The organism is Mesorhizobium sp. L-8-10 (genome assembly GCF_016756635.1).
In the GTDB taxonomy this organism is placed as follows: Bacteria; Pseudomonadota; Alphaproteobacteria; order Rhizobiales; family Rhizobiaceae.
This window is the reverse complement of the sequence record NZ_AP023263.1, coordinates 1163535-1189414: the sequence shown is the minus strand read 5'-3', so window position 1 is coordinate 1189414 and position 25880 is coordinate 1163535. Positions and strand designations below refer to the sequence as shown.

The 25880-nt window shown below is 65.6% G+C and carries 26 protein-coding genes and 1 tRNA gene; 10 read left to right on the top strand and 17 right to left on the bottom strand.

The window, feature by feature from the left end; genetic code table 11:
* The first annotated feature begins 282 nt into the window (after positions 1-282).
* Positions 283-900, top strand: coding sequence for a transglutaminase-like cysteine peptidase (locus tag JN280_RS05395; RefSeq protein WP_202310534.1), 618 nt, complete (start codon positions 283-285; stop codon positions 898-900).
* A 266-nt stretch (positions 901-1166) separates the two neighbouring features.
* Here JN280_RS05395 and JN280_RS05390 read toward each other — a convergent pair whose 3' ends face one another.
* The 4 genes from JN280_RS05390 to JN280_RS40245 all read right to left on the bottom strand — a co-directional run bounded on the left by JN280_RS05390 (position 1167) and on the right by JN280_RS40245 (position 4743).
* The gene (locus JN280_RS05390; protein ID WP_202310533.1) at positions 1167-1664 is read right to left on the bottom strand and encodes a type II toxin-antitoxin system VapC family toxin; all 498 of its coding nucleotides are present in this window, start codon (positions 1662-1664) and stop codon (positions 1167-1169) included.
* Entirely contained in the window at positions 1661-2383 is a 723-nt protein-coding gene (locus JN280_RS05385; protein WP_202310532.1) for a hypothetical protein, read from the bottom strand. Before JN280_RS05385 ends, JN280_RS05390 begins: the two co-directional genes overlap by 4 nt.
* A gap of 499 nt (positions 2384-2882) precedes the next feature.
* Entirely contained in the window at positions 2883-4415 is a 1533-nt protein-coding gene (locus JN280_RS05380) for a YifB family Mg chelatase-like AAA ATPase (protein WP_202310531.1), read from the bottom strand.
* Entirely contained in the window at positions 4303-4743 is a 441-nt protein-coding gene (locus JN280_RS40245) for a magnesium chelatase domain-containing protein (protein ID WP_446720839.1), read from the bottom strand. The genes JN280_RS05380 and JN280_RS40245 overlap by 113 nt, the downstream gene beginning before the upstream one ends.
* Between JN280_RS40245 and JN280_RS40240 the strand changes: the two genes are divergently transcribed.
* A complete protein-coding gene (locus JN280_RS40240) occupies positions 4669-4896 on the top strand; it encodes a hypothetical protein (RefSeq protein WP_210387843.1) in 228 nt (75 codons plus the stop codon). The genes JN280_RS40245 and JN280_RS40240 overlap by 75 nt on opposite strands.
* 83 nt (positions 4897-4979) lie before the next feature.
* Here the strand turns inward: JN280_RS40240 and gshB are convergent, their stop codons facing one another.
* The 4 genes from gshB to JN280_RS05355 form a co-directional block, all read right to left on the bottom strand.
* Positions 4980-5918 carry a glutathione synthase gene (gene gshB, locus JN280_RS05370; RefSeq protein ID WP_202310530.1) on the bottom strand — a complete coding sequence of 313 codons (939 nt, stop codon included), beginning with the start codon at positions 5916-5918 and terminating at the stop codon, positions 4980-4982.
* Positions 5919-6041: 123 nt separating this feature from the next.
* On the bottom strand, positions 6042-6392 hold the full coding sequence (locus JN280_RS05365) for an EamA family transporter (RefSeq protein ID WP_202310529.1): 351 nt from the start codon (positions 6390-6392) through the stop codon (positions 6042-6044).
* Between the two features lie 4 nt (positions 6393-6396).
* Entirely contained in the window at positions 6397-7098 is a 702-nt protein-coding gene (locus JN280_RS05360) for a class I SAM-dependent methyltransferase (RefSeq protein WP_202310528.1), read from the bottom strand.
* Between the two features lie 24 nt (positions 7099-7122).
* Positions 7123-8109, bottom strand: coding sequence for a glycosyltransferase (locus tag JN280_RS05355; protein WP_202310527.1), 987 nt, complete (start codon positions 8107-8109; stop codon positions 7123-7125).
* Positions 8110-8297: 188 nt separating this feature from the next.
* Here JN280_RS05355 and JN280_RS05350 point away from each other — a divergent pair, with 188 nt between their 5' ends.
* The 6 genes from JN280_RS05350 (at position 8298) to JN280_RS05325 (ending at position 14950) form a co-directional block, all read left to right on the top strand.
* Complete coding sequence (locus JN280_RS05350) at positions 8298-10043, top strand: GtrA family protein (protein WP_202310526.1); 1746 nt, start codon at positions 8298-8300, stop codon at positions 10041-10043.
* A gap of 91 nt (positions 10044-10134) precedes the next feature.
* Complete coding sequence (locus tag JN280_RS05345; protein ID WP_202310525.1) at positions 10135-11484, top strand: putative bifunctional diguanylate cyclase/phosphodiesterase; 1350 nt, start codon at positions 10135-10137, stop codon at positions 11482-11484.
* Between the two features lie 123 nt (positions 11485-11607).
* The gene (locus tag JN280_RS05340) at positions 11608-12375 is read left to right on the top strand and encodes an SDR family NAD(P)-dependent oxidoreductase (protein WP_202310523.1); all 768 of its coding nucleotides are present in this window, start codon (positions 11608-11610) and stop codon (positions 12373-12375) included.
* Positions 12375-13013 (top strand): 2-dehydro-3-deoxy-6-phosphogalactonate aldolase, encoded by a 639-nt coding sequence (locus tag JN280_RS05335; protein WP_202310521.1) that lies wholly within the window; start codon positions 12375-12377, stop codon positions 13011-13013. The genes JN280_RS05340 and JN280_RS05335 overlap by 1 nt, the downstream gene beginning before the upstream one ends.
* Complete coding sequence (locus JN280_RS05330) at positions 13010-13879, top strand: SMP-30/gluconolactonase/LRE family protein (RefSeq protein WP_202310519.1); 870 nt, start codon at positions 13010-13012, stop codon at positions 13877-13879. The genes JN280_RS05335 and JN280_RS05330 overlap by 4 nt, the downstream gene beginning before the upstream one ends.
* 81 nt (positions 13880-13960) lie before the next feature.
* Positions 13961-14950, top strand: coding sequence for a D-alanine:D-lactate ligase-like protein (locus JN280_RS05325; RefSeq protein ID WP_446720838.1), 990 nt, complete (start codon positions 13961-13963; stop codon positions 14948-14950).
* 180 nt (positions 14951-15130) lie between these two features.
* Here the strand turns inward: JN280_RS05325 and JN280_RS05320 are convergent, their stop codons facing one another.
* Positions 15131-15487, bottom strand: coding sequence for a septal ring lytic transglycosylase RlpA family protein (locus JN280_RS05320; protein ID WP_202310517.1), 357 nt, complete (start codon positions 15485-15487; stop codon positions 15131-15133).
* Positions 15488-16172: 685 nt separating this feature from the next.
* On the opposite strand from JN280_RS05320, the gene JN280_RS05315 reads away from it, so the two are divergent.
* Both JN280_RS05315 and JN280_RS05310 read left to right on the top strand, forming a co-directional pair.
* Positions 16173-16430, top strand: a complete 258-nt coding sequence (locus JN280_RS05315; RefSeq protein WP_202310515.1) for a type II toxin-antitoxin system RelE family toxin — start codon at positions 16173-16175, stop codon at positions 16428-16430.
* A gap of 9 nt (positions 16431-16439) precedes the next feature.
* Positions 16440-16811 carry a helix-turn-helix domain-containing protein gene (locus JN280_RS05310; RefSeq protein ID WP_202310514.1) on the top strand — a complete coding sequence of 124 codons (372 nt, stop codon included), beginning with the start codon at positions 16440-16442 and terminating at the stop codon, positions 16809-16811.
* Between the two features lie 225 nt (positions 16812-17036).
* Here JN280_RS05310 and JN280_RS05305 read toward each other — a convergent pair whose 3' ends face one another.
* The 8 genes from JN280_RS05305 to mepA all read right to left on the bottom strand — a co-directional run bounded on the left by JN280_RS05305 (position 17037) and on the right by mepA (position 25811).
* Complete coding sequence (locus JN280_RS05305) at positions 17037-18338, bottom strand: ISNCY family transposase (protein WP_202310513.1); 1302 nt, start codon at positions 18336-18338, stop codon at positions 17037-17039.
* A gap of 278 nt (positions 18339-18616) precedes the next feature.
* Positions 18617-18701: transfer RNA gene (locus JN280_RS05300), tRNA-Leu, on the bottom strand.
* Positions 18702-18888: 187 nt separating this feature from the next.
* The gene (locus JN280_RS05295; protein WP_202310512.1) at positions 18889-19506 is read right to left on the bottom strand and encodes a 2,3-bisphosphoglycerate-dependent phosphoglycerate mutase; all 618 of its coding nucleotides are present in this window, start codon (positions 19504-19506) and stop codon (positions 18889-18891) included.
* A gap of 36 nt (positions 19507-19542) precedes the next feature.
* Complete coding sequence (dapB, locus tag JN280_RS05290) at positions 19543-20355, bottom strand: 4-hydroxy-tetrahydrodipicolinate reductase (protein ID WP_202310511.1); 813 nt, start codon at positions 20353-20355, stop codon at positions 19543-19545.
* A 22-nt stretch (positions 20356-20377) separates the two neighbouring features.
* On the bottom strand, positions 20378-22195 hold the full coding sequence (locus JN280_RS05285) for an ABC transporter ATP-binding protein (protein ID WP_202310509.1): 1818 nt from the start codon (positions 22193-22195) through the stop codon (positions 20378-20380).
* Positions 22196-22625: 430 nt separating this feature from the next.
* Positions 22626-23651 carry a glucokinase gene (locus JN280_RS05280; protein WP_202310507.1) on the bottom strand — a complete coding sequence of 342 codons (1026 nt, stop codon included), beginning with the start codon at positions 23649-23651 and terminating at the stop codon, positions 22626-22628.
* Positions 23638-24045 carry a methylglyoxal synthase gene (locus JN280_RS05275; protein WP_202310505.1) on the bottom strand — a complete coding sequence of 136 codons (408 nt, stop codon included), beginning with the start codon at positions 24043-24045 and terminating at the stop codon, positions 23638-23640. The genes JN280_RS05280 and JN280_RS05275 overlap by 14 nt, the downstream gene beginning before the upstream one ends.
* A 752-nt stretch (positions 24046-24797) precedes the next feature.
* Positions 24798-25811, bottom strand: a complete 1014-nt coding sequence (mepA, locus tag JN280_RS05270) for a penicillin-insensitive murein endopeptidase (RefSeq protein WP_446720837.1) — start codon at positions 25809-25811, stop codon at positions 24798-24800.
* Positions 25812-25880: the final 69 nt, after the last annotated feature.

Genomic DNA, 25880 nt, shown 5'->3' with positions numbered 1-25880 from the left:
GGCCGGTGAAGCTTTTTCCCGGTCGGCTCCTGCTGAAGGCCAAGCCTGGGCATCGCGCTCGATCAAGACCGCCACCTCCCGGAGGCTATGTTCCCAGGCGAAGGGTTGGCGTCTCTGCACGCCACGCGGGCGAAGCCCAGCCTTGCCTGTTGCAGAATCGTCGCGGTCGCGCCGCTACGGTAACCATACCGGCAATCGGCCCGCATCTCGGAATTGACAGGCCTCCCGAAACCCTTTTAACGTTTTATTAACGAATGTAACAGGGGTCGACGGGGTCGGGGCATGTTCTCTTCACCGAAGGGCGGAAGCGCGCTTGCGCGCACCGGAGTTGCAATGGGGCTCGTGGCCGGCCTTCTTTCGGCCGCCGCAGCGGTCGCCGCGCCGATGGCGACCGGAGGCCTGACCTCGCAGCCGATCGGGCATTTCGAATTCTGCAAGGCCAATCCGGCGGAGTGCGACATCCGCTTCCGGGACATTGGGCCGGAGCAGATGACCAACGCGCTGTGGCAGGAGATCGGCGACATCAACCTGTCGGTCAACAAATCAGTCAAACCGATGAACGACGTCGACCTCTACGGCAAGGACGAGGTCTGGGCCTATCCCGACGGTGCCGGCGACTGCGAGGACTATGTGCTCGAAAAGCGCCGCGAGCTCAACGCCAAGGGCATCTCGCTGTCGAACCTGCTCATCACGGTCGTGCGCAAGCCCGACGGCGAAGGCCATGCGGTGCTGACCGTCAGGACCGACAAGGGCGACTTCATCCTCGACAACCTGACCAACAAGGTCCGCCCCTGGGACGACACCGGCTACCGCTATCTCAAGCGCCAGTCGAGCGAGCACACCGGCCGCTGGGTCTCGATCCGCGAGGGCCAGACCACGATGGTGGGGGCTGTTCAGTAGGGGCGCGGCGTTCCAATATGGCAGCGTAGCTGGCCGCCGCACGATGGCGGGCGCAATCGATACGAGAGGTCCAGATTCAGACGCGCGGTCGGTGCTGGCCGAAATCGAAGTTGTAGGCGCCACAGCAGGTACAGCATCGGCCCCAATATGTGGCAACGGGACCAAAACCAAACGCCAAAGGCTGTGGCATCGCCGATGGAATCGGTGATGCCGCTCTATCTATTTGTTTGAGCACCGGATTTTCCCAAAATAATCGCTGCCGCGTATCACAGATTCAGATGACCTTGGGGGTCCTCAGGTGGCAATGGCAAATCGTCTACCAGGTTGACCAGAACGGCAGTTCCTTGCAGGTATTTCTCGAAGCCCCTGTCTGTCGTGTAGATCGCTCGAGCCCCACGGACTATTGCGGTAGCCGCTATCATTGCGTCATACTTCATCGCGACCTTCCAACCTGGCACACGTTGATCCGCGGGGACTTGGCTTTGCGCCAAGGCGATTCGCTCGCCTGTCTCGATCGCAATTACGGTGTCGAATTGTTGGACTGAGAACACTTTCAAACTGCGGACGGCCTCAACAATCTCTTCGACTCTGTCAGCCCTTCCCGCAACCAATTCAGCCAGAGCCGGGGCAGGGATTGTTATTTCTTCTTTGCTTTTCGATACCGTTTCAACGAAGTGCCTGACGCGATCCGACCGCCGATTAGTATCTTGCGTGCTAGTAGGGTCGATCATTAAGACGAGGAAATTCGTGTCGACGACAATCATGCGCTGCGCAACTCATCGACTGCACGCACAATTTCTTCGCCTGAGCCCGGCGGCACTATTTCCCGAAGGCGAGCCAATGCTTCGTCCAGTGTGGCGTCCTCTAGCACCTCGAAAGACGTTGCAGCCAAATGCTCGAGGTTCCACCTGCCATCCCCCTCACGCCTCCATCTTCCTTCGCCACTCATGCGTACACTGCGATGAAAGTGTTTGGCGAGATCCTGGGCTAGCTGAGAACCTATTGAAATCCTAGCAGTCAAATCACCATCGATTTCAAGGCCAACTCGTACCTGTTCCCCTCCGCCCTCTATCCGGATAAGACGACCTTGAACTGACGTGGGCTGGCTTACCGCTCGCAGGATCGCGACAGTCTTTGACTTGCCCGGGAACGCAATGACCTCGCCGCTCTTTGGTAGGGGCATTTCCGCCGTCCAACCGTCTTCGGCAAGGAATTCGTTGAGCTTCCTCCAGGGCGCGGCAGCGTCAGCATTCACGTCGCCCGACGCCGCTGAGCGGATGCGGGGAGAGATCAGCGGTACTTCTTCCAACGAGGCAAAGGCTACAATACTAACGCTCTTGTCCTCGATCCGACTAAAATGCACCGCATCCTGCGAACCCATCAAACGGGCCAATTCCGCCATGTACGTTGCAAGGCGCGACATTGGGATAGTGTCAGGCGTGGGGCCTATGATCCGGAAGGGATATTCGAAGAATTCGCTCATCACTTTCTCCGGCGATCCAGGCTCGACTCCGGTAGCAATTTGCCACGCCAAGGATAACGCCTGATTAAGGTGTTCGATGCACTCTTGCGCTGCCTGCGTCAATTCAACTCTACGACGTTCTTGTTCCCGAAGAATCGAGCCACCTCGCCCCGGACCGGTTGGCTGAATCTAGCGCTGTCGTTCGATGGGACCGGAGGTGGAACTTTCGGCTTCATAGGAACCCACCCACCCCATATGGATGCTGTATCGACCTGCACGCCGAGCATGGGTTTGACCAATCGATGATCTCGGTGGCGCCGCGAATGGCTTGCTAACCGCGTGACCTCGAGTCCAGCCGCTTCAGCGCAACGCTTCACGGTTAGCGCGGCCGGCTGCGCAACAAGCACTTCAGCTATGACGTCGTCGCCCCGGATGATGCGACAGAGGACCGAGAGAGTGTCCCGAGGAAAGTGGTCGAGATTCGTATAGATCACGTCGACCCTCGCTGACGATACCCACCTCACGCAGCTTGGGCCATCCGGTCGCCGATCACGCGATAGGAGATCGCTTCGGCCAGATGCAGGCGCCCGACGCTGTCGGTGCCGTCGAGATCGGCAAGCGTGCGCGCCACTTTGAGCACCCGATGATAGGCGCGGGCGGAAAAGCCCATCTTTTCGCTGGCGTCGCGCAGCAGAGCAAGGCCCGCCGCGTCGAGCGCGGCGATCTCCTCCACGAATGCGGTCGGGCAATGCGCGTTGGTGAGCGTCGATCCCAGGCCGAGCCGCTCGAAACGTTCGCGCTGCATCGCCCGGGCCCGCGCGACGCGTTCGGCCACCGTCGCGCTCGGCTCGGCTCGCCCCGGCCGGATCAGGTCGCTCGCCGAAACCGCGGGCACGTCGATCCTGAGGTCGATGCGGTCGAGCAGCGGGCCGGAGATGCGCGCCTGGTAGTCGCTCTGGCAGCGTGGACCCCGGGCGCAACGGTAGCCGGGTTCGCCGGCCATGCCGCAGCGGCACGGATTCATGGCGGCGACGAGCTGGATGCGCGCCGGATAGGTGACGCGGTGATTGGCCCGCGCGATCATGCATTCGCCGGCCTCGAGCGGCTGACGGAGCGAATCGAGCACGGCCGGCGAAAACTCCGGCAGCTCGTCGAGAAACAGCACGCCGTGATGCGAGAGCGAGACCTCGCCCGGCCTCGCCCTGACGCCGCCGCCCACCATGGCCGCCATCGAGGCCGAGTGATGCGGCGCGCGGAACGGCCGGCGGTCCGTCAGCTTGCCGCCCGCGATCTCGCCGGCGATGGAGGCGATCATGGAGACTTCGAGCAGTTCCTTCGGAGCGAGCGGCGGCAGGATCGAGGCCAGCCGCTGCGCCAGCATCGACTTGCCCGAGCCGGGCGGCCCGACCATGAGCAGATTGTGGGATCCGGCCGCTGCCACTTCGAGCGCCCGTTTGGCGCTCTCCTGGCCCTTGATGTCGGCGAGGTCGGGCAGGTCGCCGGCGGCGGCCTGCACGCTCGGCTCCGGCCGGGCGAGCACCTGGGTGCCGCGGAAATGGTTGGCTATGGCGATCAGGCTGCGCGGCGCCAATATGTCGATCTCGGCGCCGGCCCAGGCGGCTTCGGCGCCGGACGCGGCGGGGCAGATCAGCCCCTTGCCCTGGGCGTTGGCGCCGATGGCCGCGGGCAGCGCTCCGTTGACGGGCGCGATCGTTCCGTCGAGCGACAGCTCGCCGAGCACGAGATAGTCCGCCAGGGCGTCGCCCGGTACCGCGCCGAGCGCGGCCATAAGGCCGAGCGCGATCGGCAGGTCGTAGTGGCTGCCCTCCTTGGGCAGGTCTGCCGGCGCCAGATTGACGGTGACCTTCTTGGCCGGCATCGACAGGCCGGAGGCATGCAGCGCCGCCTGCACGCGTTCCCGGCTTTCGGCGACCGCCTTGTCAGGAAGGCCGACGATATGGATGTTCATCTTGCCCGGGGCGATCATCACCTGCACGTCCACGGGCAGCGCTTCGATGCCCTGGAATGCAACCGTTCGTACGCGTGAAACCATGTTTGCCCCTCTGCCCCCGGCCGGAAGCCGAAGGGATCGGCCCGACAAGGGCCCTGTATTGGAAGCAAGCATAGATTGCAGGAAGAAGCAAGAACATTTGAGGAACATCTGCCGGTCGACCAAGCCACTGCCCGACTGGTCGGAGGGGCGGCGGCCGGCCGTCAGTATGAAGTGCCACATCGGTCTGCTTGCGCTGGCCGGCCGGCGTCGGATTGACGGTGACCTTCCTGGCCGGCATCGACAGGCCGGAGGCATGCAGCGCCGCCTGCACGCGTTCCGGGCTTTCGGCGACCGCCTTGTCCGCGAGGCCGATGATATGGATGCTCATCTTTCCCCGGACGACCATCACCTGCACGGGCACTGCTTCACCCGTGAAACCATGCTTTCCCGCTCTGTTTCCGGCCGGAAGCCGAACGATCAGCCCGACATGGGCCTTTTATTAGAAACAAGCATAGATTGCAGGATAAAGCAAGAACATTAGAAGAACATATACATCAAACGGTTGATGTCCCACCCCGAAGGAGGGGGAACATTTCCGGATCGAAGCAGGGCCTCCGGGGGCTCTCAGCGTTTGGCTTCGACCGCGTCCCAGAACAAAGCGGCGACATCGGCGCCGCCGAATTTCCGGATCTCGCGCACCCCGGTCGGCGACGTCACGTTGATCTCGGTCATGTAGTCGCCGATCACGTCGATGCCGACCAGGATGAAGCCGCGCTCCTTCAGCGACGGGCCGATGCGGGCGCAGATCTCGCGCTCGCGCTCGGTCAGCTCGGTCTTCTCCGCGCGGCCGCCGACATGCATGTTGGAACGCGAATCGTGTTCGGCCGGCACGCGGTTGATCGCACCGACCGGCTCGCCGTCGATCAGGATGATGCGCTTGTCGCCGGCCCGCACCTCCTTGAGGTAGCGCTGCACGATGAAGGGCTCGCGAAACATCTGCGCGAACATCTCGAGCAGCGAGGCGAGGTTGCGATCGGCCTCGTGCAGATGGAAGATGCCGGCGCCGCCGTTGCCGTAGAGCGGCTTGACGATGATGTCGCCATAGTCCCTGCGGAAGGCGTCGACCTCGCGCGGATCCTTGGTGATCAGCGTCTCCGGCATCAGTTCCGGAAACTCGGTGACGAAGATCTTCTCGGGGCTGTTGCGCACCCAGGCCGGGTCGTTGACGACCAGCGTCTCGGGATGGATCCGCTCCAATATGTGGGTCGTGGTGATGTAGTTCATGTCGAATGGCGGGTCCTGCCGGAGCAGGATCACATCCATTTCGCTCAGATCGGTGCGCACGGGCTCGCCCAGCGTGAAATGGTCGCCCTTCACGTCGCGCACGCCGAGTTCCTCGATCCGCGCGATCACCTTGCCGTCGCGCATCGTGAGCCGGTCGGGCGTGTAGTGATAGAGCCTGTGGCCGCGCCGCTGCGCCTCCAGCGCGAGCGCGAAGCTGGTATCGCCGGCGATGCTGATCGTCGACACATGGTCCATCTGGATGGCGATACTGAGCGGCATGGATCGGCTCCGGCTTTCCTGTGGCCGGAGCGGATGCCCCGGCGTCGCGGCGGCACATGACGCCTGCGCCCCTGAGCTGTCAAGCAGGGGAACGAGCCGGGGCTCCCGGATGGCTCCGCCGCGTCAGCCGTTGACGACGAGGAGGCCGGCGATGATCAGGGCGGTGCCGATCATGTAGCGCAGGCTCAGCGTTTCGCCGAGCAGCGCCCAGGCGAGCAGGGGCACGGCGCAGAAGGTGAGCGCCATGAAGGGATAGGCGACGGTCAGGGGCACCGATTTCAGCACATGCACCCAGACGATCGTGCCGAAGCCGTAGATCGCAAAGGCGGCAAGCAGATAGGGATCGAGAAGGATGGCGAACAGGCCGCCCGCCGCGGCCCGGCCGCTCGTCAGCTTGAACAGGATCTGCCCCGCCGAAATCAGAAGCGGCGTCAGCACCAGTCCGGCCAGCACCGGAAGCGGCAACGCATTCACCTCGTCAGGCTCCCGGCCGATCCTCGCGATAGAAAATGTCCCGGCCGATATCGATGCAGACATGGCCCTCCGGGACCGGATGCATCGCGCGCAGGAAAGAATGCGCATAGGGAAAGAAGTTGAAATGCGGATTGAAGCTGTAGCGATATTCGCGCTCGCGCGGCACCACGATGATCAGGCGCCTGCGTGCGATGCGGCGAAGCTCGGCGATCGCCCGCCTGTAGTCCAGCACATGCTCGATCACATGGGTGCAGACGACGGTGTCGAAGGCCGCATCCTCGAAAGGCAGGCTTTCGATCCTGGCTGCGACATAGCCGATGCCGGGAAGCGCGGCTGCGTCGTCGATGACGAAGTCCACGCCGGTGAATTGCCCCTTGCCCTGACGCGCGTCGCGAATGCGCGCCAGCAGGACGCCGGTGCCACAGCCGACGTCGCAGACGCTGTCTCCGCTGAGCTCCGTCATGATCCGCCGGACGCATGCCTCGGAATTGTCCGTCCCGGCATGCACGCGCGGATGGTCGCGATAGAGCGCCTCATATTCGGCCGATGTCAGGAACGGCGCCCTTTCGCGGAATGCCGCCAGGCGCGTGATGTGCTCGCCCCAGGCGAGCTTGGCGACGGAGCGGAACAGCGCGGAATCGCGCAGGACGGGCGGCAGCACGTCCTCGATCACGAAGCGTAGCCGATTGGTGGTTTCCCGGTTCAAGATCGTTTTCCCTCTTCGCGGTCGTCAAGCTGCCCGGCGTCGTTCGATGTGGCGCCCTTCCCGCGCCGTGCCCGCGCGCAGGCGCGGTATGGCGAGATAGAAGCTGCGTTTCTGCTCGGCCCGCGCGCGCGACACCGAATCCAGGATGAGACCGGTCACCGCCATCAGCATGGACAAGACCACCAGCGCCATCGAGAGCACCCAGGTGGGCAGTCGGGGCACCAGCCCGGTTTCGGCATATTCGACCAGCACCGGCATCGCCAACGACACGCCGGCCACGAGGAACATGGCCGCGAACGCGCCGAAGAAGCGCAGCGGCTGCGTCTCCTTCAAGAGCATCGCGAACATCCAGAGTATCCTGGCGCCGTCCTTCCAGGTCGAGAGCTTGGAGGCCGAACCTTCGGCGCGGCGGCCGTAGTCGAGCGCGATCTCGCTCACCGGCAGCTTGAGCTGCGAGGCATGGACCGACATCTCGGTTTCGATCTCGAAACCGCCGGATACCGCCGGGAAGCTCTTCACGAAACGCCGGGTGAATGCCCGATAGCCGGAGAATATGTCGCTGAAGTCGCGGCCGAAGAGCTGCTTGTAGAGCCCGTTGAACAGCCGGTTGCCGATGGCGTGGCCGGCGCGGCCGGCATCGGCCGTCACCCCGCGCCGCGTTCCCACCACCATGTCGGAGCGTTCCGTGAGCAGCGTGTTGACGAGTTGCGGCGCGTCCTCCGGCGCATAGGTGCCGTCGCCATCCGCCATCAGATAGATATCGGCCTCGACGTCGGCGAACATGCGTCGCACGACATGGCCCTTGCCCTGGCGCGGTTCGCGCACCACGACTGCGCCGGCGGCGCGTGCCGCCAGGGCGCTCAGGTCGCGCGAGTTGTTGTCGTAGACATAGACCGTTGCAGCCGGCAGTGCCTCGCGGAAGCGCCGGACGACGTCGCCGATGGTGCGTTCCTCGTTGCAGCATGGAATGAGCACGGCAATGGCAAGCTCGTCCTGGGCCGAATGAAGCATGCTGCTCTCCGATTGGCGGCCGGCAACGTTTCCCCGCAATCTGCCGCTGCCGCCGCTTTACTATTTATTGAAGCCGTTAAGGCTAGGTTTAGGCCTCGGGAAAAGGGTTGGGGTTGCCGGCGAACATGGCGAGCGACGCGATCATGGGCAGGGCCGGATCCGTCCGGGCCGCGCCCTGGAGGACCGACATGGGGGCCGCGCTCGTGGCCGGCTTCGTCGTTCTTCTGGTATCGGCCGTTTCCGGGCTGCCGACCCTGTCGGACGCCGGAGGCGACAATGACAGCCTGCTGCGCCTGGTCCAGGTCCGCGACCTCGTCGCCGGTCAGAGCTGGTTCGACCTGCACCAGTACCGGATGGGCCTGGCGGGCGGCTTCGAGATGCACTGGTCGCGTCTCGTCGACGTCCCGGTCGCCGCGATCGTTGTCGTCGGCGCCCTGACCGGCAGCACGGCCGCCGGCGAGACCGCGGCACTGGTCCTGTGGCCGCTGCTTTTGTTCACGGTGGCCGTGTTCCTGATCCTGCGCTGCGCCCGTGCGGTCGGCGGCGACGAGGCGATGCTGCCGGCCCTCGTGCTTGGGGCCGCCGCGCTCCATTTCGGCGGACTGTTCGCGCCCGGCGCGATCGACCACCACAATGTGCAGATCGTGCTTTCGCTCGGCATGATCGCCGCGTTGCTCGGCGCCGATGAACGTGGCGGAGCGGCGGCAGGCGCCTGCGCCGCGCTCATGGTCGCCGTGGGCATGGAGACGATGCCCTACCTTGTGGCGGCCGGGGTTTTCCTGGGCGCAGGAGCGATCCTCGGAGGCGAAAGCGAACGAAGGTCGGCGATCGGTTTCGGCCTCGCCTTCGCCGCCGTCTGCGCCGCCGCCTTCGTCGGAACCGTCTCGCCGGGGGCCTGGGGCGCGGTCCGTTGCGACGCTCTGTCGATCGCCCATCTCGCCATCGCCGCACTGTCGGGAGCCGGGCTTGCCGCGGCCGCCGCCTTCACCGGCGGGCGGGTCCGCCGTGCCGCCGCGCTGCTCGCCCTTGCGGCAGTGGTCGCGGCGGTCGTGGTGGTCTTCTTTCCGCAATGCCTGGGCAGTCCCTATGCCGGCCTCGATCCCGATCTCGAGGCCTATTGGATGAGCATGATCAGCGAGGCTCAGCCATTGTGGACACTGATCCGGGACCAACCCGGGAAGGCGGTCAATCATTACGTCACCCCGATGCTGGCTCTGGCCGTGGTGGCCCTCGACCTGGCGCGTCGGGGCATGAGGCGCGGTCCGATGCTCATCGGTCTCCTCCTGCTCACGGCCGTGCTGGTGAGCATCTGGCAGGTGAGGGGGGCCATGTTCTCCGTCCCCTTCGCGGCCATCCCTCTCGCCGCCTGGGTCGGCTCGTGGCGACGGCGAGCGTCGCACACAGGAAAGGCCACCGACGCCCTGCGCATGGCCGCGGCCTGGCTCATCTCGCTGAACGTGGCCTGGACGATGGCTGCGGTGCTCGTATCCCTCGTTCCGCCGTTCTCGGGCGAAGCCGCGGCGTCGGCAGAAAAGGCGCGCAAATGCCGGGCCGGGAAGGACTACGACATGTTGGCGGCGCTGCCGCCCGGCGGCGTCCTGTCGGTCGCCAATCTCGGCGCGCCGATCCTGCGCTACACGCCGCACCGGGTGCTCGCCGGTCTTTATCACCGCAATGTCGAGGCGAATCTCGTGACCCTTTCCGCCTTCACCGGGACGGCGGACGGCGCCGAGGCCCTGGTCCGCGAACAGGGTCTTGCCTATGTCGTGCTCTGCCCCGGCGACGATGAAACGGCAGGGCTGGCCGAAAAGGCGCCGACGGGTTTCATCGCTTCGCTGCTGAGGGACGACCTGCCGCCCTGGCTCGAGCCTGTCGCGCCAGGAGACGAGCCCCCGCTGCGCATCTATCGTGTGCTGCCGCGCCCGGCGCGCTGACGCCCGGTCCGCCGGATGCCCCGGCGATACTTTTCCTAAACAGTTTGGCTCCATACTGGCGGAAAAGAATCGATAATGATGAGGGGGTCCGATGTATGCGCTGTATGGCGCCGGTCAGCTCGGGAGAGACAATGCCGATCTCGCTTTCACCGATCCGCTGACTGGCCTGGGCAATCACCGGCGTTTCATCGACAAGGTCGACCGCCTCATCAGCGATCGTGCCGACGATCCCGCACCCTTCGCCATCGGCATCCTCGATCTCGACGGCTTCAAGCCGATCAACGACCTGTTCGGGCATCGGGCCGGCGACGACATCCTGCTCCAGGTCGCCATGCGCCTGCGCGCGGCGATGGACGGCTCGTCTGTGGTGACCCGCGTCGGCGCCGACGAATTCGCCTTCCTCTATCCGCTGGTATTCAGCGAAGAGGCTGCCGGCGAGAAGGCGCGCATGCTGATCGAGATCCTGTCCGCGCCTTATGATGTGGGCGAGCGCACCGCGCGGCTGTCGGCCTCGGTCGGCTGCTCGCTGTTCCATTCCGGCGACGAGACGACCGAGCTTCTGCTGCACAAGGCCGAGACGGCGCTCTATCACGCCAAGCGCTCGGGCCGCGGCCGCGTCATGGTCTATACGCGCGAGATGGAGGAGGCGGCCAAGCGCGTCACGCGCATCGAGCAGGCCCTGCGCCGCGCGGTTTCGGCCGGCGAGGTCGAGCCCTATTTCCAGCCGATCGTCGACCTGAAGACCCGCCGCACCGTCGGTTTCGAGACACTGGCGCGCTGGAGCGATCGCGACCTCGGCCAGGTCTCGCCCGTCGTCTTCATCCCCATCGCCGAGGAGCGCGGCATCATCGGGCCGCTGTCTCAACTCGTCCTGCGCAAGGCGACGGAAGCGGCGCGCAACTGGCCTTCGGACCTGTTCCTTTCCTTCAATCTGTCGCCGTCCCAACTCGTCGACCAGAACACCGGACTGCATATATTGTCGATCCTCGATCGCACGGGTTTCGACCCGCGCCGGCTCGAGATCGAGATCACCGAGACCGGCCTGATGAGCGACCCGGCTTCCGCCGAAAAGATCGTCAGCGACCTCAGGCGCTGCGGCATCCGGGTGTCCCTCGACGATTTCGGCACCGGCCAGTCGTCGCTCGGACGCCTGCGCGAATTCCATTTCGACAAGCTCAAGATCGATCGCAGCTTCGTGTCGTCGATCCTCCAGGACCGTCCTTCCGAGCACATCATCCGAGCCATCCTGGCCATGTGCGAGGGCCTCGGCATGGATGTGGTGGCCGAAGGCATAGAAGAGGAGGCGCAGGCGCAAAGGCTGATCGCCTTCGGCTGCGCCGGCGGCCAGGGTTATCTGTTCGGGAAGCCGGCCGACAGGGACGACACGCTGACCTATCTGCGCAGGAACATCCTGGGGACCGTGCCGGCCGAGCCCGTGTGACCCCCCGGCCCAGGGCGGCATGTCCAGCCCTTTCTCCTGGCTGGCTGTTGACGCAGGTGCCGTCATGGCGGACAAACCGCGCTGTCCTCACGCGACCCGAGGGGAATGGAAGGAGCGGCCACGATGATGCCTTCGGCGAGGTTCCCCGATCTCGACGGCGCTTCGGTGCTGATTACCGGCGGCGCTACAGGCATCGGCGCGGCGCTGACGGAAGGTTTTGTCCGGCAGGGCTCGAAGGTCGCCTTCATCGACATCGCGGAAGCCGCGAGCGTTTCGCTCTGCGACCGGATCGAACGGGAAACGGGTCGGCGTCCTTTGTTCCTGAAGGCCGACCTGCGTGACGTCGAGGCGCTGCGCGCCGCCGTCGCCCGGGCGGCCGAGGCGCACGGCCCGGTCACCGTGCTGGTCAACAATGCGGCGCTCGACGACCGCCATGCGATCGAAGACGTCACCGTCGAGTTCTGGGACGCCAACCAGTCGATCAACCTGCGCCCGCATTTCTTCACCGCCCAGGCGGTCGCCCCGGGCATGAAGGCGGCCGGCAGGGGCTCCATCATCAATTTCACCTCGACCTCCTTCCTCATCAATCACCCTGATATGCCGTCCTACACCGCCGCCAAGGCGGGCATCATCGGCCTCACCAAGGGGCTGGCCGGGCGGCTCGGCAAGGACGGCATCCGCGTCAACGCGATCGCGCCGGGCTGGGTGATCACCGAGCGCCAGCAGAAGCTCTGGGTGACGGATGAAACCCTTGCGGCCCATGTCGCCAAGCAATGCCTCAACGAGGTCATGAAACCCGAAGATGTCGTGGGGCCTTGCCTGTTCCTGGCCTCGGACGCATCGCGCATGCTGACGGCCCAGACGCTGATCGTCGATGGAGGTTTCCTGTAATGACCGCGTCGTTCCCTCCGCTTCGCCGCAGCCTCGTGGCGATCCTGCGCGGCGTGCGGCCCGAAATGGCCGTCGCGGTCGGCCGGGCGGTGTTCGAGGCCGGCATCGAGGCGATCGAGGTGCCGCTCAACTCGCCCGATCCCTTCACGTCCATCGAAAATCTCGTGTTGGCCCTGCCCGGCTCCACCCTGGTCGGCGCGGGCACGGTGCTGGAGGCGGACCAGGTCGACCGGCTCCATGCCGTCGGCGGACGCCTGCTGGTCAGCCCCAACATCGACGTGGCGGTGATGGAGCGGGCCGGCCATCACGGTATGGTCACGATGCCGGGCGTCTTCACGCCGACCGAGGCATTGCTCGCCTTGCGGCTCGGCGCATCGGCGCTGAAATTCTTTCCGGCTGCGGCGCTTGGCCCGAAGGGCATTGCGGCGATCCGGGCTGTGCTGCCTTCCGACACGGTGGTCGGCGCGGTCGGCGGCGTCTCCGAGACGGATTTCGCCGACTATGCCGCGGTCGGGGTGAGGACCTTCGGCCTCGGCTCCAGCCTGTTCGCGCCGGATATGAATGTCGAAACTGTGCGTGCCCGCGCGGACGCGGCTGTTACGGCGTGGGACGAGATCTTCGGGGACGGCCGGCCATGAGCGCTTCCATCTTCTCGGAGACCGTCTGCCATCTGGGCGAGGGACCGAGCTACGACCCCGCCACGGACAGCCTGTTCTGGTTCGACATTCTCGGCCGCAAGCTGCTCGAAAAGCCGGTCTCCGACGGCGCCGAGCGGGTCCACGACCTGCCCGAGCTGGCGAGCGCCGTCGCCGGCGTCGATGGCGGGCGCCAACTCCTCGTCACCGAAACCGGCCTCTATCTCCGCGACCGCAAGTCGGGCGCGCTGATGCTCCACACGCCGCTCGAAGCCGACAATGCCGGCACGCGGTCGAACGACGCGCGCACCCATCCGTCCGGCACCTTCTGGATCGGCACCATGGGCAAGAAGGCGGAACCTCGGGCCGGCGCCATCTACTGGTTCCGCAAGGGCGAACTAAGGAAGATCGTCTCCGACGTGACGATCCCCAACGCCATATGTTTCGCGCCCGACGGGCGAACCGCCTATTTCACCGGCACGGTGAAGGGCGTGCTGTTCCGCGTCGACTGCGATCCCGAGACTGGGCTGCCGCGGGGCGAGCCGAAGATCTTCGCCGATTGCCGTGGCAGGGAAGGTGGGCCCGACGGTGCGGTGGTCGACACCGAGGGTGTGGTGTGGAACGCGCGCTGGGGCGCCGGCGCTGTCGATGCCTATTCGCCTGACGGCGCGCTGATCCGCACCGTCGCCGTTCCGGCCAGGCAGAGCTCCTGTCCGGCCTTTGTCGGGCCGCGGGCCGATCGCCTTGTCGTCACCTCGGCATGGGAAGGCATGGACGAGGCCGCGCGGGCGGCGGATCCGCATGCCGGCAAGACTTTCCTGCTGGACATTCCGGTGAAGGGGCGTTTCGAGCCGCCAGTGCTTTTGTAGGTCCGGGGGATCGCAGTGGCCGTGCCCGAACTCGTCCTGATCCACGAACCGGAGGAGGCGTGCCGGACCCGATTGGCAGCCATGGGCTTCGAGCCGGATCGCGCCACGGAGATCAGCTCCTATCTCGCCCAGTCGACCGACCTTGCGCTGGAGTTCGAAGACCTCGCCGGGGCCTGCGCCCGCCGCGGCATCGCCTTCAGCCCGGTCGAACTCGACCATGCCGCCGCCGTCCTGGCCGAGCCTCACGCGGATCGCCGAAGGCTGGTCTGGACGCTCACCGACGGCATCGCCTATTTCCGCGGCGGCGCGGGCCCGGTTCTCGCCCGGCTCCAGGGCCTGCCGACGATCGGCTCGGACGACACGCTGTTCGCGCTCTGCCAGGACAAGTTCCGCTCGGGCGCGGTGCTGAAGGCGCTCGGCCTGCCGGTGCCGGCGGCGGGGCTTGCCCGCGACGGAACCTGGATCGTGCCGCCGCCCGAGGCCGCGCAGGGTTATTTCGTGAAGCCGAACCGGCTCGGCTCAAAGATCGGCATCTGGGAGGATTCGCAAGCCCGGTCCAAGGCCCGGGCGCTCGATCTCAGCCGCCGCGTGTTCTCGGCCTACCGGGACGATGTCGTCGTCCAGCCCTATGTCACGGGCCGCAATGTGCGGGCGAGTTTCCTGGCCGTAAGGCCGGATGCCGGGCCGGAGGCGCTCGGCGTCTATTTCGTCGATTCCGGCGGCGACTTCCAGACCATGGCCGACAGCATGGCGCTCTATGGCGGAACGGGCGCGGTCGCGAAGGCGGATGGGCTTTGTGTCGAACCACAGCTCGTTCCCGTGGCCGACCTCCAGCCCGCAGCCGACCAGGCAATCCGCGGGATAGCCGCCAGGCTGATGGCGGGTCTCGGCCTGCGCGACGTCTTCTCAATCGACTTCAGGGTCGAGGCCGACGACACGGTCCATCTTATCGAGTTCGAAGTCTGCCCGGGCCTGCCCTGTTTCGATTTCCGCGCCTATTGCCGGCGCGAATGGGGCATGAGCCTGCCCGAAGCCATGGCCACCACGGCTGCGGCCCGCCTCACGGCTTGATATCAAGGGCACTCCTTGCAGATTGGGCGGGCGGCTGCGGCCGTCTGTCTTCTCCCCGTCCTTCACGGGGGTGAGCAGCCGGTTCGCGAAGCGAATTTGTCGTGGCTGTGGCGCGATGAGAGGCCAGCAAAAGCCGGGACACTACATCCACGCGACCTCGATCGCGGCGCGGAAGCGACGTCAGATGCGCTCCATGCAGACCGCCGTATGGCCGGCGCCGATGAACCCCAGCTTGCCGGCGGCGCCCTTGGAAAGATCGAGAACGCGGCCCTTGATGAAGGGCCCCCTGTCGTTCACCCGCACGACCACGCTCTTGCCGTTGCGCTTATTGGTCACCTTCAGCTTGGTGCCGAAGGGCAGGCTGCGATGCGCGGCCGTCATGGCGGAGGGGTTCATGCGTTCGCCCGACGCGGTCTTGGAAGTCAGCGCATACCACGAGGCGCGGCCGCACTGGGCGGAAGCTGGCATGGTCGAGGCAACAAAAAACACTCCGGTCGCCAGCGTTGCGCCGGCGACCGCGGCAAAGGTTTTCGACATGGTGTGTCGTCGCTCCGTTGGTTAACTGTCCGGAGCGGTAGAAACGAATTGAGGCAGCAAATGCGGCTTGAATCCGGCCAGAAAGTGGCGAAGCAACACGAATGGAATCGCCTGGTAACAGTACGTCAGGTCGTCAGTATTGCAGCGTGCGGATTCTGGCGAACGATGCCTCTGCTGGTCGAGGTCAAAGGCTTGCGAACGTATACTACGAGTTACTTATTCGAGTGATTCTATTCTTCGCATGGTAAATTGCCCGCAGGCAACGCCAAGTGTAATGGCGCCTGTTGGGCCTCGTCCTGGTTGCGGCCGGGAACGTTCCGTCTTCGGTTCCGCCGTCGCGGACCGACGGTTGCCAAGAGCAGTTCTTAACAAACGGTTACAATTGATGATGGAACCGTGGCTGCTGCCGGCGGCGCCAAAAGGTGCCGTCGCTCTATCCATGCGCGCAGGCCCGATATCTGCAACCCTGATTTTCTGATGCGCGTGTCTACAGGATGAAGTCGCCTGGGTGAGGGCGATGTGGCTCCTTGCGCTCGACGCGGCAGTTGGTACTCAGGCTGGCCTGACATTGCCCTACAGGATCGTCTGGTGCCGCTCGGCCTCCTGCACGTAGTTGGGAGGGCGTGTGCTTTGCTACACGCAAATCATGTCTTACAAATAGTTAACTGATAGCTATGATATGGTCATGAAGCAGATCACCTATAGCCGCGACGCCATCAAGTCCCTAGGCCGGATGCCGGCCGACACGGCCAAGCGCATCCGAGACAAGATCAACCAATATGCGGCAAACCCGGCGAGCCTCGCCAACAACGTTGTCATCATGGCAGGCGCGGGAAATGAAATCCGCCGGATGAGGGTCGGCGACTGGCGGGTGATCTTTTCGGAAACAAGCGAGGTTATCGCCATCATGAAGGTCGCGCCGCGTGGCGGCGTCTACGAATAGGAGTTAGCGATGGGAGCACAGATCATTACCACCCCCAATGGTGACCGGATGGTCATCATTCCCGAGGAGGAATTCATTGCCTTGCAGGAGGCTGCCGAGGACCAGGAGGATATTCGGGCGGTCGAGACCTTCCGCGGGCGCCTGGCGCGTGGCGAGGAAGAGCTTGTTCCTTCCGATGTTGCCGATCGGATCATCGACGGCGAGAACAAGGTCCGCGTTTGGCGCGAATATCGCAAGCTTTCGGCCCGTGAACTTGCCGAGAAGGCCGAGATCAGCGCTGCCTATCTATCTCAGATCGAAAGCGGGGCTCGCGACGGCAGCTTTGAGACGATCAAAAAAGTCGCCGCTGCGCTCGACATCGGCGTGGATGACTTGGCATGACGCGCAGGCACGGCCCTTTCATGCACCTATTCAAGCGACGGAGCGCGACCGCCGATGTCTTCTAGAGGGAACTGTTACCCGTAGGCGCAACCGCGCCCTGAAAACGAATAAAGCCTGTCGGTAGCTTTTCAAGTTGTCCGGTTTTTGTAGCACGTCACTTGTCCGCTTTGGGTTGACGGCGGATCCGGGTGAAAGCGGACGGACACCCGGGGCCGGGTTGGCGGATCAGGGCAGGCCGGGTTCGGCGCTGATGGCCGTGGGTGCCCTGTCCGGTGCGGCGCCGACCCCGTGTCGAGACGCGGTCAAGGCTGGCCGCCGCGCTGACGGCGGTGTCGGCCGCGGCGTTTCCAGGCCACGCCTTGACGGCGTCGAGCACGGGGGCAGCATGGGTGCAATCGGCTCGCCGATCTCCCGGCCTTGTGCATCATAACGGCCGATGCAGCGCGGTCCGTGGAAGATGGCGAGCCGGCCGTCCGGATACTGCCGAACCTTGACGGCGGCCCTGACGTAGTGGTGGCGCACGCGGCTGTCGGGCAGCTGCAGCCGCAGCCCGCCCCACCCGACCGTGTTGTCGCGGCCGACCACGCGCGCCTCCTCCACGCACAGGATCTCGGCCAATTGCGAAGCATCGGCGGCGACGAAGGCGCTGTCGGCGAGCTCCGGCGGCCGGGCGAAGCGGGCGTTGTGGGCCGGCACATAGACCGCGGCGAGGAACCGGTTGGCGGCCTCGATGTCGGTGATCCCGGCCAGCGTCAGCTCCTTGGGCAGACGGCCCTGCAAGGTGCCGAACATCCGCTCCGAGCGGCCCCGCGCCTCCGGCGAATAGGCCGGGATGTGCTCGATGCCGAGCCGCGCCAGCGCCCGGCCGACCTGCGTCAGCCGCTCCTTGTCGACCTTCTCGCCGGCCTTGGGCGTGTGGAAGTAGTGGCTGCCGCGGTCGGTGTAGAGGCTGCAGCACAAGCCCTTGGCCGTGAACGTCTCCATCAGCCCGCGAAAGCTCGACGCGGTGCCTTCCTCCTCGACCAGGAAGGCCGAATAGATCGTGCTCGTCGCATCGTCCAGGGTGACGATCAGGTCCAGCATCGGCTGGCCGTCCAGCCAGGCGAAGCGGCTGCCGTCCTGATGCAGCATCATCCCCTCGCAGGGCTTGCGCGGCCGCTTGCGGCGGTGCGCGCCGCGCCGCTTCGCCCGTTCCACCAGCCCCGCCGCATGCAACTGCGTCTTCGTCCACGTGTAACCCCACCGGAAGCCGTGCCGCTCCTTCAGGTGCTCGTGGAAATGCCTCACGTTCCAGCCGCCATAGAACGTCGCGTAAAGCTCCAGCATCCGCTGCCGCTCCTCCGCCGGCACCCGCTTCCCCGACGCCTTGCCCAGCCGCCGGTCACGCAGCCCCTCCAGGCCTTCTTCCGCATAGCGATCCCGGTAGCGCCGGAACTGCCGCTCCGACATGCCCAGCAACTCCCCCGCCTCCAGCATCGACAACGCACCGCGCTCCCAGCGGCTCAATACGTCCCGGAACTTCTGCATCCGGCGCTCCTGTAGCCACGCTGTCCGTCCCATCCCCAGCCTCCCTGTCGCTGGAGATAAAACCGGACAACTCGTCTGCTACCTAACCCGGACAACTCGTGTGCTTACGACATGAAAACGAATAAAGCCTTGGACGCCCAAGGCTTTATGCCGATATTAAGTGTCGGAGAAATGGTGCGCCTTAGCGGAGAGTTCGAGCCCGAAGGGTTCGCAAGGGCGACAGCCCGTCGGCCGGTCAGGCCGCCCCATCGGAGCGAACTCGCGTGAGATATGGAAAATGGTGCCCAGGAGAGGACTCGAACCTCCACGCCTTGCGGCACACGGACCTGAACCGTGCGCGTCTACCAATTCCGCCACCTGGGCAGGTGCGCCGCTCATCTAAGCGGCCGGGCTTCCGGTGTCAACGCGCTTTTTGCCGTTTTCAACCGGTGCCCCTTTCCCTTGGGTCAGGGCCTTGCCGCATCGCCTGGAAATCAGGCGCGATTCCAGGCGATGCGTAGATTCAAGGCGTTAGCGGCGCGCCGGTGTGGATGCGCGGCGCGCCCGGAAATCAGCCGAGCACCTCTTTCGAGGCCACGGTCGAATCGGCATTCAGCCGGTAGACCACGGGCACGCCGGTGCCGAGCTCGAGCTTGACGATCTCCTCGCCGGTGAGCCCGTCGAGCGCCATGATCAGGGCGCGCAGCGAATTGCCGTGGGCGGCCACGAGCACGGTCTCGCCGCGCAGCACATGCGGCTGCATATCATGCAGATAATAGGGCCACACGCGTGCGCCCGTGTCCTTCAGGCTCTCGCCATTGGGGGGCGGGACGTCGTAGGAGCGGCGCCAGACATGCACCTGCTCCTCGCCCCATTTCGCCCGCGCGTCGTCCTTGTTGAGGCCCGAGAGGTCGCCATAGTCGCGCTCGTTGAGCGCCAGGTTCTTGACCGTCTTCAGATTGCTCTGGCCGACCGCGTCGAGAATGTGCTGGCAGGTCTTCTGGGCCCGGATCAGCGCCGAGGTGAAGGCGATGTCGAATTTCAGTCCCCTTGCCTTCAGCTTCTCGCCGGCGGCCTTGGCCTCGGCATGGCCCTTTTCTGTCAGGTCCACGTCCCGCCAGCCGGTAAAGAGGTTCTTCAGGTTCCAATCACTCTGGCCATGACGCACGAGCACGAGGGTTCCGGACATCGTCTTCCTTTCTGGGCTGTTGGGGGCAGGGAGGGTTCAAGACAGGCCGAGTACGTCGCGCATCGAATAGAGGCCGGGCTTCCGGCCCTTGCCCCAGAGCGCTGCCCTGACCGCGCCGCGCGCGAAAAGCGTCCGGTCCTCGGCATGATGCGACAGCACGATGCGCTCGCCGGCGCCGGCCAGGATGACGGAATGGTCGCCGACGACGCTGCCGCCGCGCAAGGTGGCGAAGCCGATCGCGCCTTCGGGCCGGGGGCCGGTGTGACCGTCTCTGACCCTGACGTCATGGCCTTCGAGCTCGATGCCGCGACCCGTCGCGGCGGCCTTGCCGAGCAGGATCGCCGTGCCGGAGGGCGCGTCGACCTTGTGCTTGTGGTGCATTTCAAGGACTTCGATGTCGAAATCCTCCGGTCCGAGCGCGCGCGCCGCCTGCTCGACCAGCACGGTCAGAAGGTTGACGCCGAGGCTCATATTGCCCGATTTGACGATCGTGGCGTGACGGGCGGCCGCGGCGATCCGGGCGTCGTCCTCGGCCGAGCATCCGGTGGTGCCGATGACATGCACGATACGGGCCTGCGCCGCATAGCCTGCGAACTCCACCGTCGCGGCGGGCGCGGTGAAATCCAGCACGCCGTCCGCCTTGGCGAAGACGGGCAGCGGGTCGTCGGAGATGGCGACGCCGAGCCGTCCCGCGCCGGCGAGTTCGCCCGCATCCTTGCCGAGATGCGCCGAGCCCGGGCGTTCGACGGCGCCTGCGAGGCGCGCGCCCGACGTCTCATGGATGGCGCGGATCAGCGCCTGGCCCATCCGGCCGGCCGCGCCCACGACCACAAGCCCCATCTCGCTCATGTGCTGACCCCTTGCTCAAATCTCATACAGGCTCGGCCTGCCCGATATCGTCGACCAGGCTTAGACCGGTATCTCCCTGCAGCCGGTGGAAGCGGGCATAGACCCCGTGCCTGTCGGCCAGCAGCGACCGGTGCGTGCCTTCTTCGACCAGTCGGCCATGTTCAAGCACCACGATATGGTCTGCATTGATGACCGTCGAGAGGCGGTGCGCGATCACGATCGTGGTGCGGCCTTTCATCACCCCGGCCAGGGCTTCCTGGACGCGGGCCTCCGATTCGTTGTCGAGCGCCGAGGTCGCCTCGTCGAGCAGCAGGATCGGCGCGTTGCGCACGATGGCACGGGCGATCGACAGGCGCTGGCGCTGGCCGCCGGAAAGCGTCACCCCGTTCTCGCCGACCAGCGTGGCATAGCCCTGCGGCTGCTTGCGGATGAAATCGTCGGCCTGGGCGAGCCTGGCGGCCGCCTCGATCTCGGCGTCGGTCGCATCGGCGCGGCCGTATCGGATATTGTCGGCGATGCTGCCTTCGAACAGATAGGGCTGCTGCGAGACATAGGCGATGTTGGCGCGCAGCGAGTTCTTGGTGACGGTGGCGATGTCCTGCCCGTCGATCGTGATGCGGCCGGCGTCGAGGTCGTAGAAGCGCTGCAGAAGCGCGATCAGCGTCGACTTGCCCGCGCCGGAGCCGCCGACGATGGCCGTGGTGGTGCCGGCCGCCGCGGTGAAGCTCACATTGTGCAGCACGGGCAGTTCCCTGCTATAGCCGAAGGAGATCTTCTCGAAACGGATGGCGCCCTTGTCGACGACGAGTTCGGTCGCGCCCGGCCTGTCGCGCTGGCGCGGCTCGAGATCGAGGATCTCGTAGATCATGCGGGCATTGACCAGCGACCGCTCGAGATTGACCTGCACGCGGGCCAGCCGGCGCGCCGGGTCGTAGGCGAGGAGAAGCGCGGTGATGAAGGCGAAGACGGCCCCCGGCGGCTGCTGCGCATAGGCGGCGCGGTAGCCGGCATAGGCGATGACCCCTGCGATGGCGAAGCCGGCCAGCACCTCCGCGATCGGGCTCACACGCTCCGACACCCGGGCGATCTTGTTGGCGCGCCCCTCGGCGCCTTCGACGAGAGCGGCAATCTTCTTCGAGAGTTGCTCCTCCATCGTGAAGGCTTTCACGATGGCGATGCCCTGGGTGGCCTCCTGCATGGCGCCCATCAGGCGCGAATTGATCTCGACCGATTCGCGCGTCACGCGCCGCAGCCGCCGCATGATGTAGTTGACGGCATAGATCAGCGGCGGCGCGATGATGAGCGCGGCGAGCGAGAGCACCGGGTCCTGCGTGACCATCACACCGACCAGACCGACCAGGGAGACGGCGTCGCGGGCGATCGCCGTGATTGTCATGCTGAGCAGGTCCCGTATCCCGTTGACGTTCTGATTGATCTGCGCGGCGAGATGGCCCGACCTCGTATCGTTGAAGAAGTCGATGCCGAGCTTCATCAGATGGTCGAAGAGACGGCGCTGATAGCGTGCGACGAGATTGTTGCCGATCTTGGCCAGGATCACGGCCTGGCCGTAGGTGGCGAGCCCGCGCAGCGTGAAGGCGACGACGATCGACCCGCAGATCAGGGCGATGAGGTCATAGCGCTGCTGGTAGAACACTTCGTCGACGATGTCGCGCATGATCCAGGCGCTGAAGGCGGTGGTGGCCGCGATCGTCAGCAGGCACAGGACGGCGAACGCATAATCCTTGATGTAGTCGCGGCCGTTCTCCGCGAGCACGCGACGGATCACCGCAACGATTTCGCCGGGGTCGGCTCGTTTGGCCTGTCTCTCTGTCGAACTCAAACTCTTGTCGTCGCTCCGCAGCCTGGCGGGGGACCGCCATTGTCGCGGCACCTCTTAGCGTTATCGGCGGCGCTTGCCTATGGCAGGACGACAACAATCGCCGCCCGAATGGAGTCGATAGACCAGCGGTCGATGATATCGGCCGCTGAGCGCACGACTGCGTGGCCCACGCCTGTCGGCGCGAAAGCCAAGCGGCCTGGATGGGCCGGGCCGGCTATTGAGGCCGCCTGATCCACCAGCGGTCGATGATGTCGGCCCGCTGAGCGCGGACTGCGTGGCCCCACCCCGTTAGGAGACATCGAAAAATAATCGCTTCGCTTTGCGCCGCCCCTCCTTCGCCAGATTTTTGGTCGAAGCGATTCGGTTAATCTTAGACGCCGCCTTAGCGCCCGAGGTCGCCTGGATGTCTCAACATCGAGGCCCATTGATACTAAATCTTCTGCCAGCGCCGGCCGGCCGTCTCGACGCCGAATCGCGACGGCGTCCGCGCATAGGCGGCGAGCCCGGCGAGTGCGGCCAGCGGATGGGTGATCACATAGACCGGCATGGACTTCAGCATCTCGCTATGCGGCGCCTTGTCCTCGAAGGCCTCGCGGAAATTCCCCGCCTTCAGGGCCGGCACGATCTTCTGGGCGATGCCGCCGGTGAGATAGACGCCGCCCCGGCTCATGAAGACGAGAGCGAGGTCGCCCGCCGTGCGGCCGAGACAGGTCACGAACATTTCCAGCGCCTGCTCGGCAATTCGGTCGGACTTGTCGAGCGCGGCGGCCGTGATCTCGGCCGGCGTCGTGAAGGTCGCCGTCTTGCCGTCGGCCTTGGCGATGGCCCGGTAGACATTGACGAGACCGCGCCCGCACAGGATCTGCTCGCCCGAGACACGGCCCTCGATGCGTTCGATATGCGGGAACACCTCGAAGTCGCGCGGGCTGCGCGGCCCGAGATCCATATGGCCGCCTTCTCCCGGCACGGGAATCCAGCGGTGGCAGGCATGGATCAGGCCTGCGACGCCGAGGCCGGTGCCGGGGCCGAGCACGACGCGGCTGCCAGAACGCTCCGGCTGGCCGGAGCCGATCTTCTCCATATGCTCCTCGCCGAGCGCGACGACGGCGAGCGCCTGCGCCTCGAAGTCGTTGAGCACCACGATGTCGCTGAGCCCCAAAGTCTCGAACATCGCCTTCGGACGCACGATCCAGTCGCAATTCGTCAGTTCGATCTCGTCCCCGTCCACGGGGCCGGCGACCGCGAGCACGGCCGTTCGCGGCTGCACCGAGGTGCGGTCGAGGATCGAGCTCTGGATGGCGTCGTCGATCGTCGCGAAGTCGGCGGTCCGCACGATCGGGAACTCCTTGGGCTCGGCCTGGGTGTCGACGAGAAGCGCGAAACGCGCATTGGTGCCGCCGATGTCGCCGATCAGGATCGGAAATTTCAGCACCGTCTCGTCGTCATAGCTCTGCATGTTCTGGTCCTTCCCTCCGGCCGATCTCTTCCAGCAGCAGTTCGGCCGTCGCCCGATTGAGCGCCATCGGTATGTCGTAGACGATCGCCAGACGCATCAGAGCCTTGACATCAACGTCGTGGGGCATCGGCGTCAAGGGATCGACGAAGAAAATAAGCGCATCGACCGCGCCTTCCGCGATCAGCGCGCCGATCTGCTGGTCGCCGCCGAGCGGCCCGCTCTTCAGCCGCCGCACGGCGAGCCGGGGACAGGCTTCGGCCACGCGCCCGCCCGTCGTTCCGGTGGCGACGATGTCGCATCCTGCCAGGAACGCCTCATGCGCGGCGGCGAAGGCCACCATCTCGTCCTTCTTCTCGTCATGCGCGATCAGCGCGAGGCGAAGTGTCCGGGTCACGGCGAAGCATTCTTCCCAGAGCAATTCCAGCAAGGGTGTGACGCGGTTTCGCGTCCGGAATTGCGTGAACCAAGTGCCAACCTAAATCGGTTGAACCCTATAGCCAACACGCTCCGGCAAGGAAAGTCCGGGATAGCGAAATCCCTGAAGGCGACGCCTACAGTGTGTAGCGTGGCCCGTTTTCCACAGTGCACGGCAGAGCTGTCGGCGGCGATTGGCGACAACGTCCCACCATCGTCATCCACGGGCGCGCAGGCGAGCGAAGCGAAGCCGGAGCTGACCCGTGGATCCATGCCGTGACAGAGCGGAAGACCGCCGGCGGTCGAGGAAGCGGGATGGCTCGCAACTCCACCCAGGCCCCTTCAGCATTCTACACCGGCATTTGCATCGAAGGAGTCGGCCGCGATCTCAACGCATGGATCCTCGGGTCACCTGCGGCTCGCTGCGCGCGCCTGCTGGCCCGAGAATGACGAGGATAGGGCGGCGCTGTCGGCTACTTCGGGCCGCGTGTCTCCGGCTCATCATGTGCACCGGTCGTCTTCGACACAGTGGTGCGAGAGCACCGTGATGGATGACGGCCAATCTCCAACCTTTGAGGGAGATGTCCGGCAGCACAGAGGCGCCGCCCCGACAAGGGCGCCCTCATTCACCCTGTGGTGTGCTGTGAAAGGATTCACGCGACATGCTGCATGTCATTGATTTGACGCATGTCCTTTCCCCGAAAACCGGTGACCACATTCGGGAGACATGCTTCAGGGATCGACCCGGGGCCGAGGCTGCGGGATCGGCGCCCGTCTGCCGAGGTCAGGCGCATAGGCGCTGGCCGCGACCGGCGGTGCGGCGGGCGCGATCGCCGCGGTGCCGGACTGCTCGAGTTCCCGGGACGGAGCGGCAGCCAGCGCGGTGCCGTCGCCGCCGACGGTCACCGCCGCCTCCGACACCGGCGACGGTGCCTCAAGCACGGCCCGGCATTCCCTGGGCAGGCTCGCCATCGTCATGATGTCGCGGGCCTTGGGCTTGTCCGGATTCTTGTTGGGGCGCCACGGCTCTTCCGTGAACCACCAGGCCAGAGACTTGTCGCAGCCGTCGCCGCGCGGCGTCGCTTCCTGCTCCTTGCAGCCGCTGGAGCCGGGCTGGCAGCCGATGCGGATGTGGAAATGGTAGTCGTGGCCCCAGAAGGGCCGGATCTTGCGCAGCCAGGAGCGGTCGCCGGTGACGGTGTCGCAGAGCTTCTTCTTGATGCCGGGATGGACGAGGATGCGCTCGACCTCGGGATAGCTCGCCGCGCGTTGCAGCAGCCTGGCATGGGCCGGTGTCCAGAGACGCTCGTCGACCGTCAGCCCGCCTTTCCTGATCACCGAGGTCGCGCTCATGTTCTCGCGCTCGCTCGCCGAGAGACGGCGGCTCGGCATGGGCGTGAGCCAGACGTCGGCGTCGAGCCCGATCTGGTGCGAGGCGTGGCCGGTCAGCATCGGCCCGCCGCGCGGCTGCGAGATGTCGCCCAGAAGCAGGCCCGGCCAGCCGTCCTTCCTGGCCTCGCGCGACAGCTTCTCGATCAGGTTGATCATCGTGGGGTGACCCCAGCGGCGGTTGCGCGACAGGCGCATGGCCTGCCAGGCAGGGCCGTCGGTGGCGATGGCGACGCCGCCCGAGAAGCAGCCCTTGCTGTAGAAGCCATAGGAGCGTGCGGCGGTGGCGGCCGGCAGCTTCTGGCTGCCGAATAGGTTTTTCGCAAGTTGCTCGGAGGAGGCGGGGGCCGGCAGCATGGCAAGCGCGGCAATGGCCGCCGAGCCGCCGATCGTGAGGCGCCGCAGTCGCTGCATTGGGGTCATCGT

Coding starts and splice junctions, on each gene's coding strand:
- JN280_RS05395 (WP_202310534.1), top strand. CDS start 283: ATGTTCTCTTCACCGAAGGGCGGAAGCGCGCTTGCGCGCACCGGAGTT.
- JN280_RS05390 (WP_202310533.1), bottom strand. CDS start 1,664: ATGATTGTCGTCGACACGAATTTCCTCGTCTTAATGATCGACCCTACT.
- JN280_RS05385 (WP_202310532.1), bottom strand. CDS start 2,383: ATGAGCGAATTCTTCGAATATCCCTTCCGGATCATAGGCCCCACGCCT.
- JN280_RS05380 (WP_202310531.1), bottom strand. CDS start 4,415: ATGGTTTCACGCGTACGAACGGTTGCATTCCAGGGCATCGAAGCGCTG.
- JN280_RS40240 (WP_210387843.1), top strand. CDS start 4,669: ATGCAGCGCCGCCTGCACGCGTTCCGGGCTTTCGGCGACCGCCTTGTC.
- JN280_RS40245 (WP_446720839.1), bottom strand. CDS start 4,743: ATGAGCATCCATATCATCGGCCTCGCGGACAAGGCGGTCGCCGAAAGC.
- gshB (WP_202310530.1), bottom strand. CDS start 5,918: ATGCCGCTCAGTATCGCCATCCAGATGGACCATGTGTCGACGATCAGC.
- JN280_RS05355 (WP_202310527.1), bottom strand. CDS start 8,109: ATGCTTCATTCGGCCCAGGACGAGCTTGCCATTGCCGTGCTCATTCCA.
- JN280_RS05350 (WP_202310526.1), top strand. CDS start 8,298: ATGGGGGCCGCGCTCGTGGCCGGCTTCGTCGTTCTTCTGGTATCGGCC.
- JN280_RS05345 (WP_202310525.1), top strand. CDS start 10,135: ATGTATGCGCTGTATGGCGCCGGTCAGCTCGGGAGAGACAATGCCGAT.
- JN280_RS05340 (WP_202310523.1), top strand. CDS start 11,608: ATGATGCCTTCGGCGAGGTTCCCCGATCTCGACGGCGCTTCGGTGCTG.
- JN280_RS05335 (WP_202310521.1), top strand. CDS start 12,375: ATGACCGCGTCGTTCCCTCCGCTTCGCCGCAGCCTCGTGGCGATCCTG.
- JN280_RS05330 (WP_202310519.1), top strand. CDS start 13,010: ATGAGCGCTTCCATCTTCTCGGAGACCGTCTGCCATCTGGGCGAGGGA.
- JN280_RS05325 (WP_446720838.1), top strand. CDS start 13,961: ATGGGCTTCGAGCCGGATCGCGCCACGGAGATCAGCTCCTATCTCGCC.
- JN280_RS05320 (WP_202310517.1), bottom strand. CDS start 15,487: ATGTCGAAAACCTTTGCCGCGGTCGCCGGCGCAACGCTGGCGACCGGA.
- JN280_RS05315 (WP_202310515.1), top strand. CDS start 16,173: ATGAAGCAGATCACCTATAGCCGCGACGCCATCAAGTCCCTAGGCCGG.
- JN280_RS05310 (WP_202310514.1), top strand. CDS start 16,440: ATGGGAGCACAGATCATTACCACCCCCAATGGTGACCGGATGGTCATC.
- JN280_RS05305 (WP_202310513.1), bottom strand. CDS start 18,338: ATGCAGAAGTTCCGGGACGTATTGAGCCGCTGGGAGCGCGGTGCGTTG.
- JN280_RS05295 (WP_202310512.1), bottom strand. CDS start 19,506: ATGTCCGGAACCCTCGTGCTCGTGCGTCATGGCCAGAGTGATTGGAAC.
- dapB (WP_202310511.1), bottom strand. CDS start 20,355: ATGAGCGAGATGGGGCTTGTGGTCGTGGGCGCGGCCGGCCGGATGGGC.
- JN280_RS05280 (WP_202310507.1), bottom strand. CDS start 23,651: ATGCAGAGCTATGACGACGAGACGGTGCTGAAATTTCCGATCCTGATC.
- mepA (WP_446720837.1), bottom strand. CDS start 25,811: ATGCTGCCGGCCCCCGCCTCCTCCGAGCAACTTGCGAAAAACCTATTC.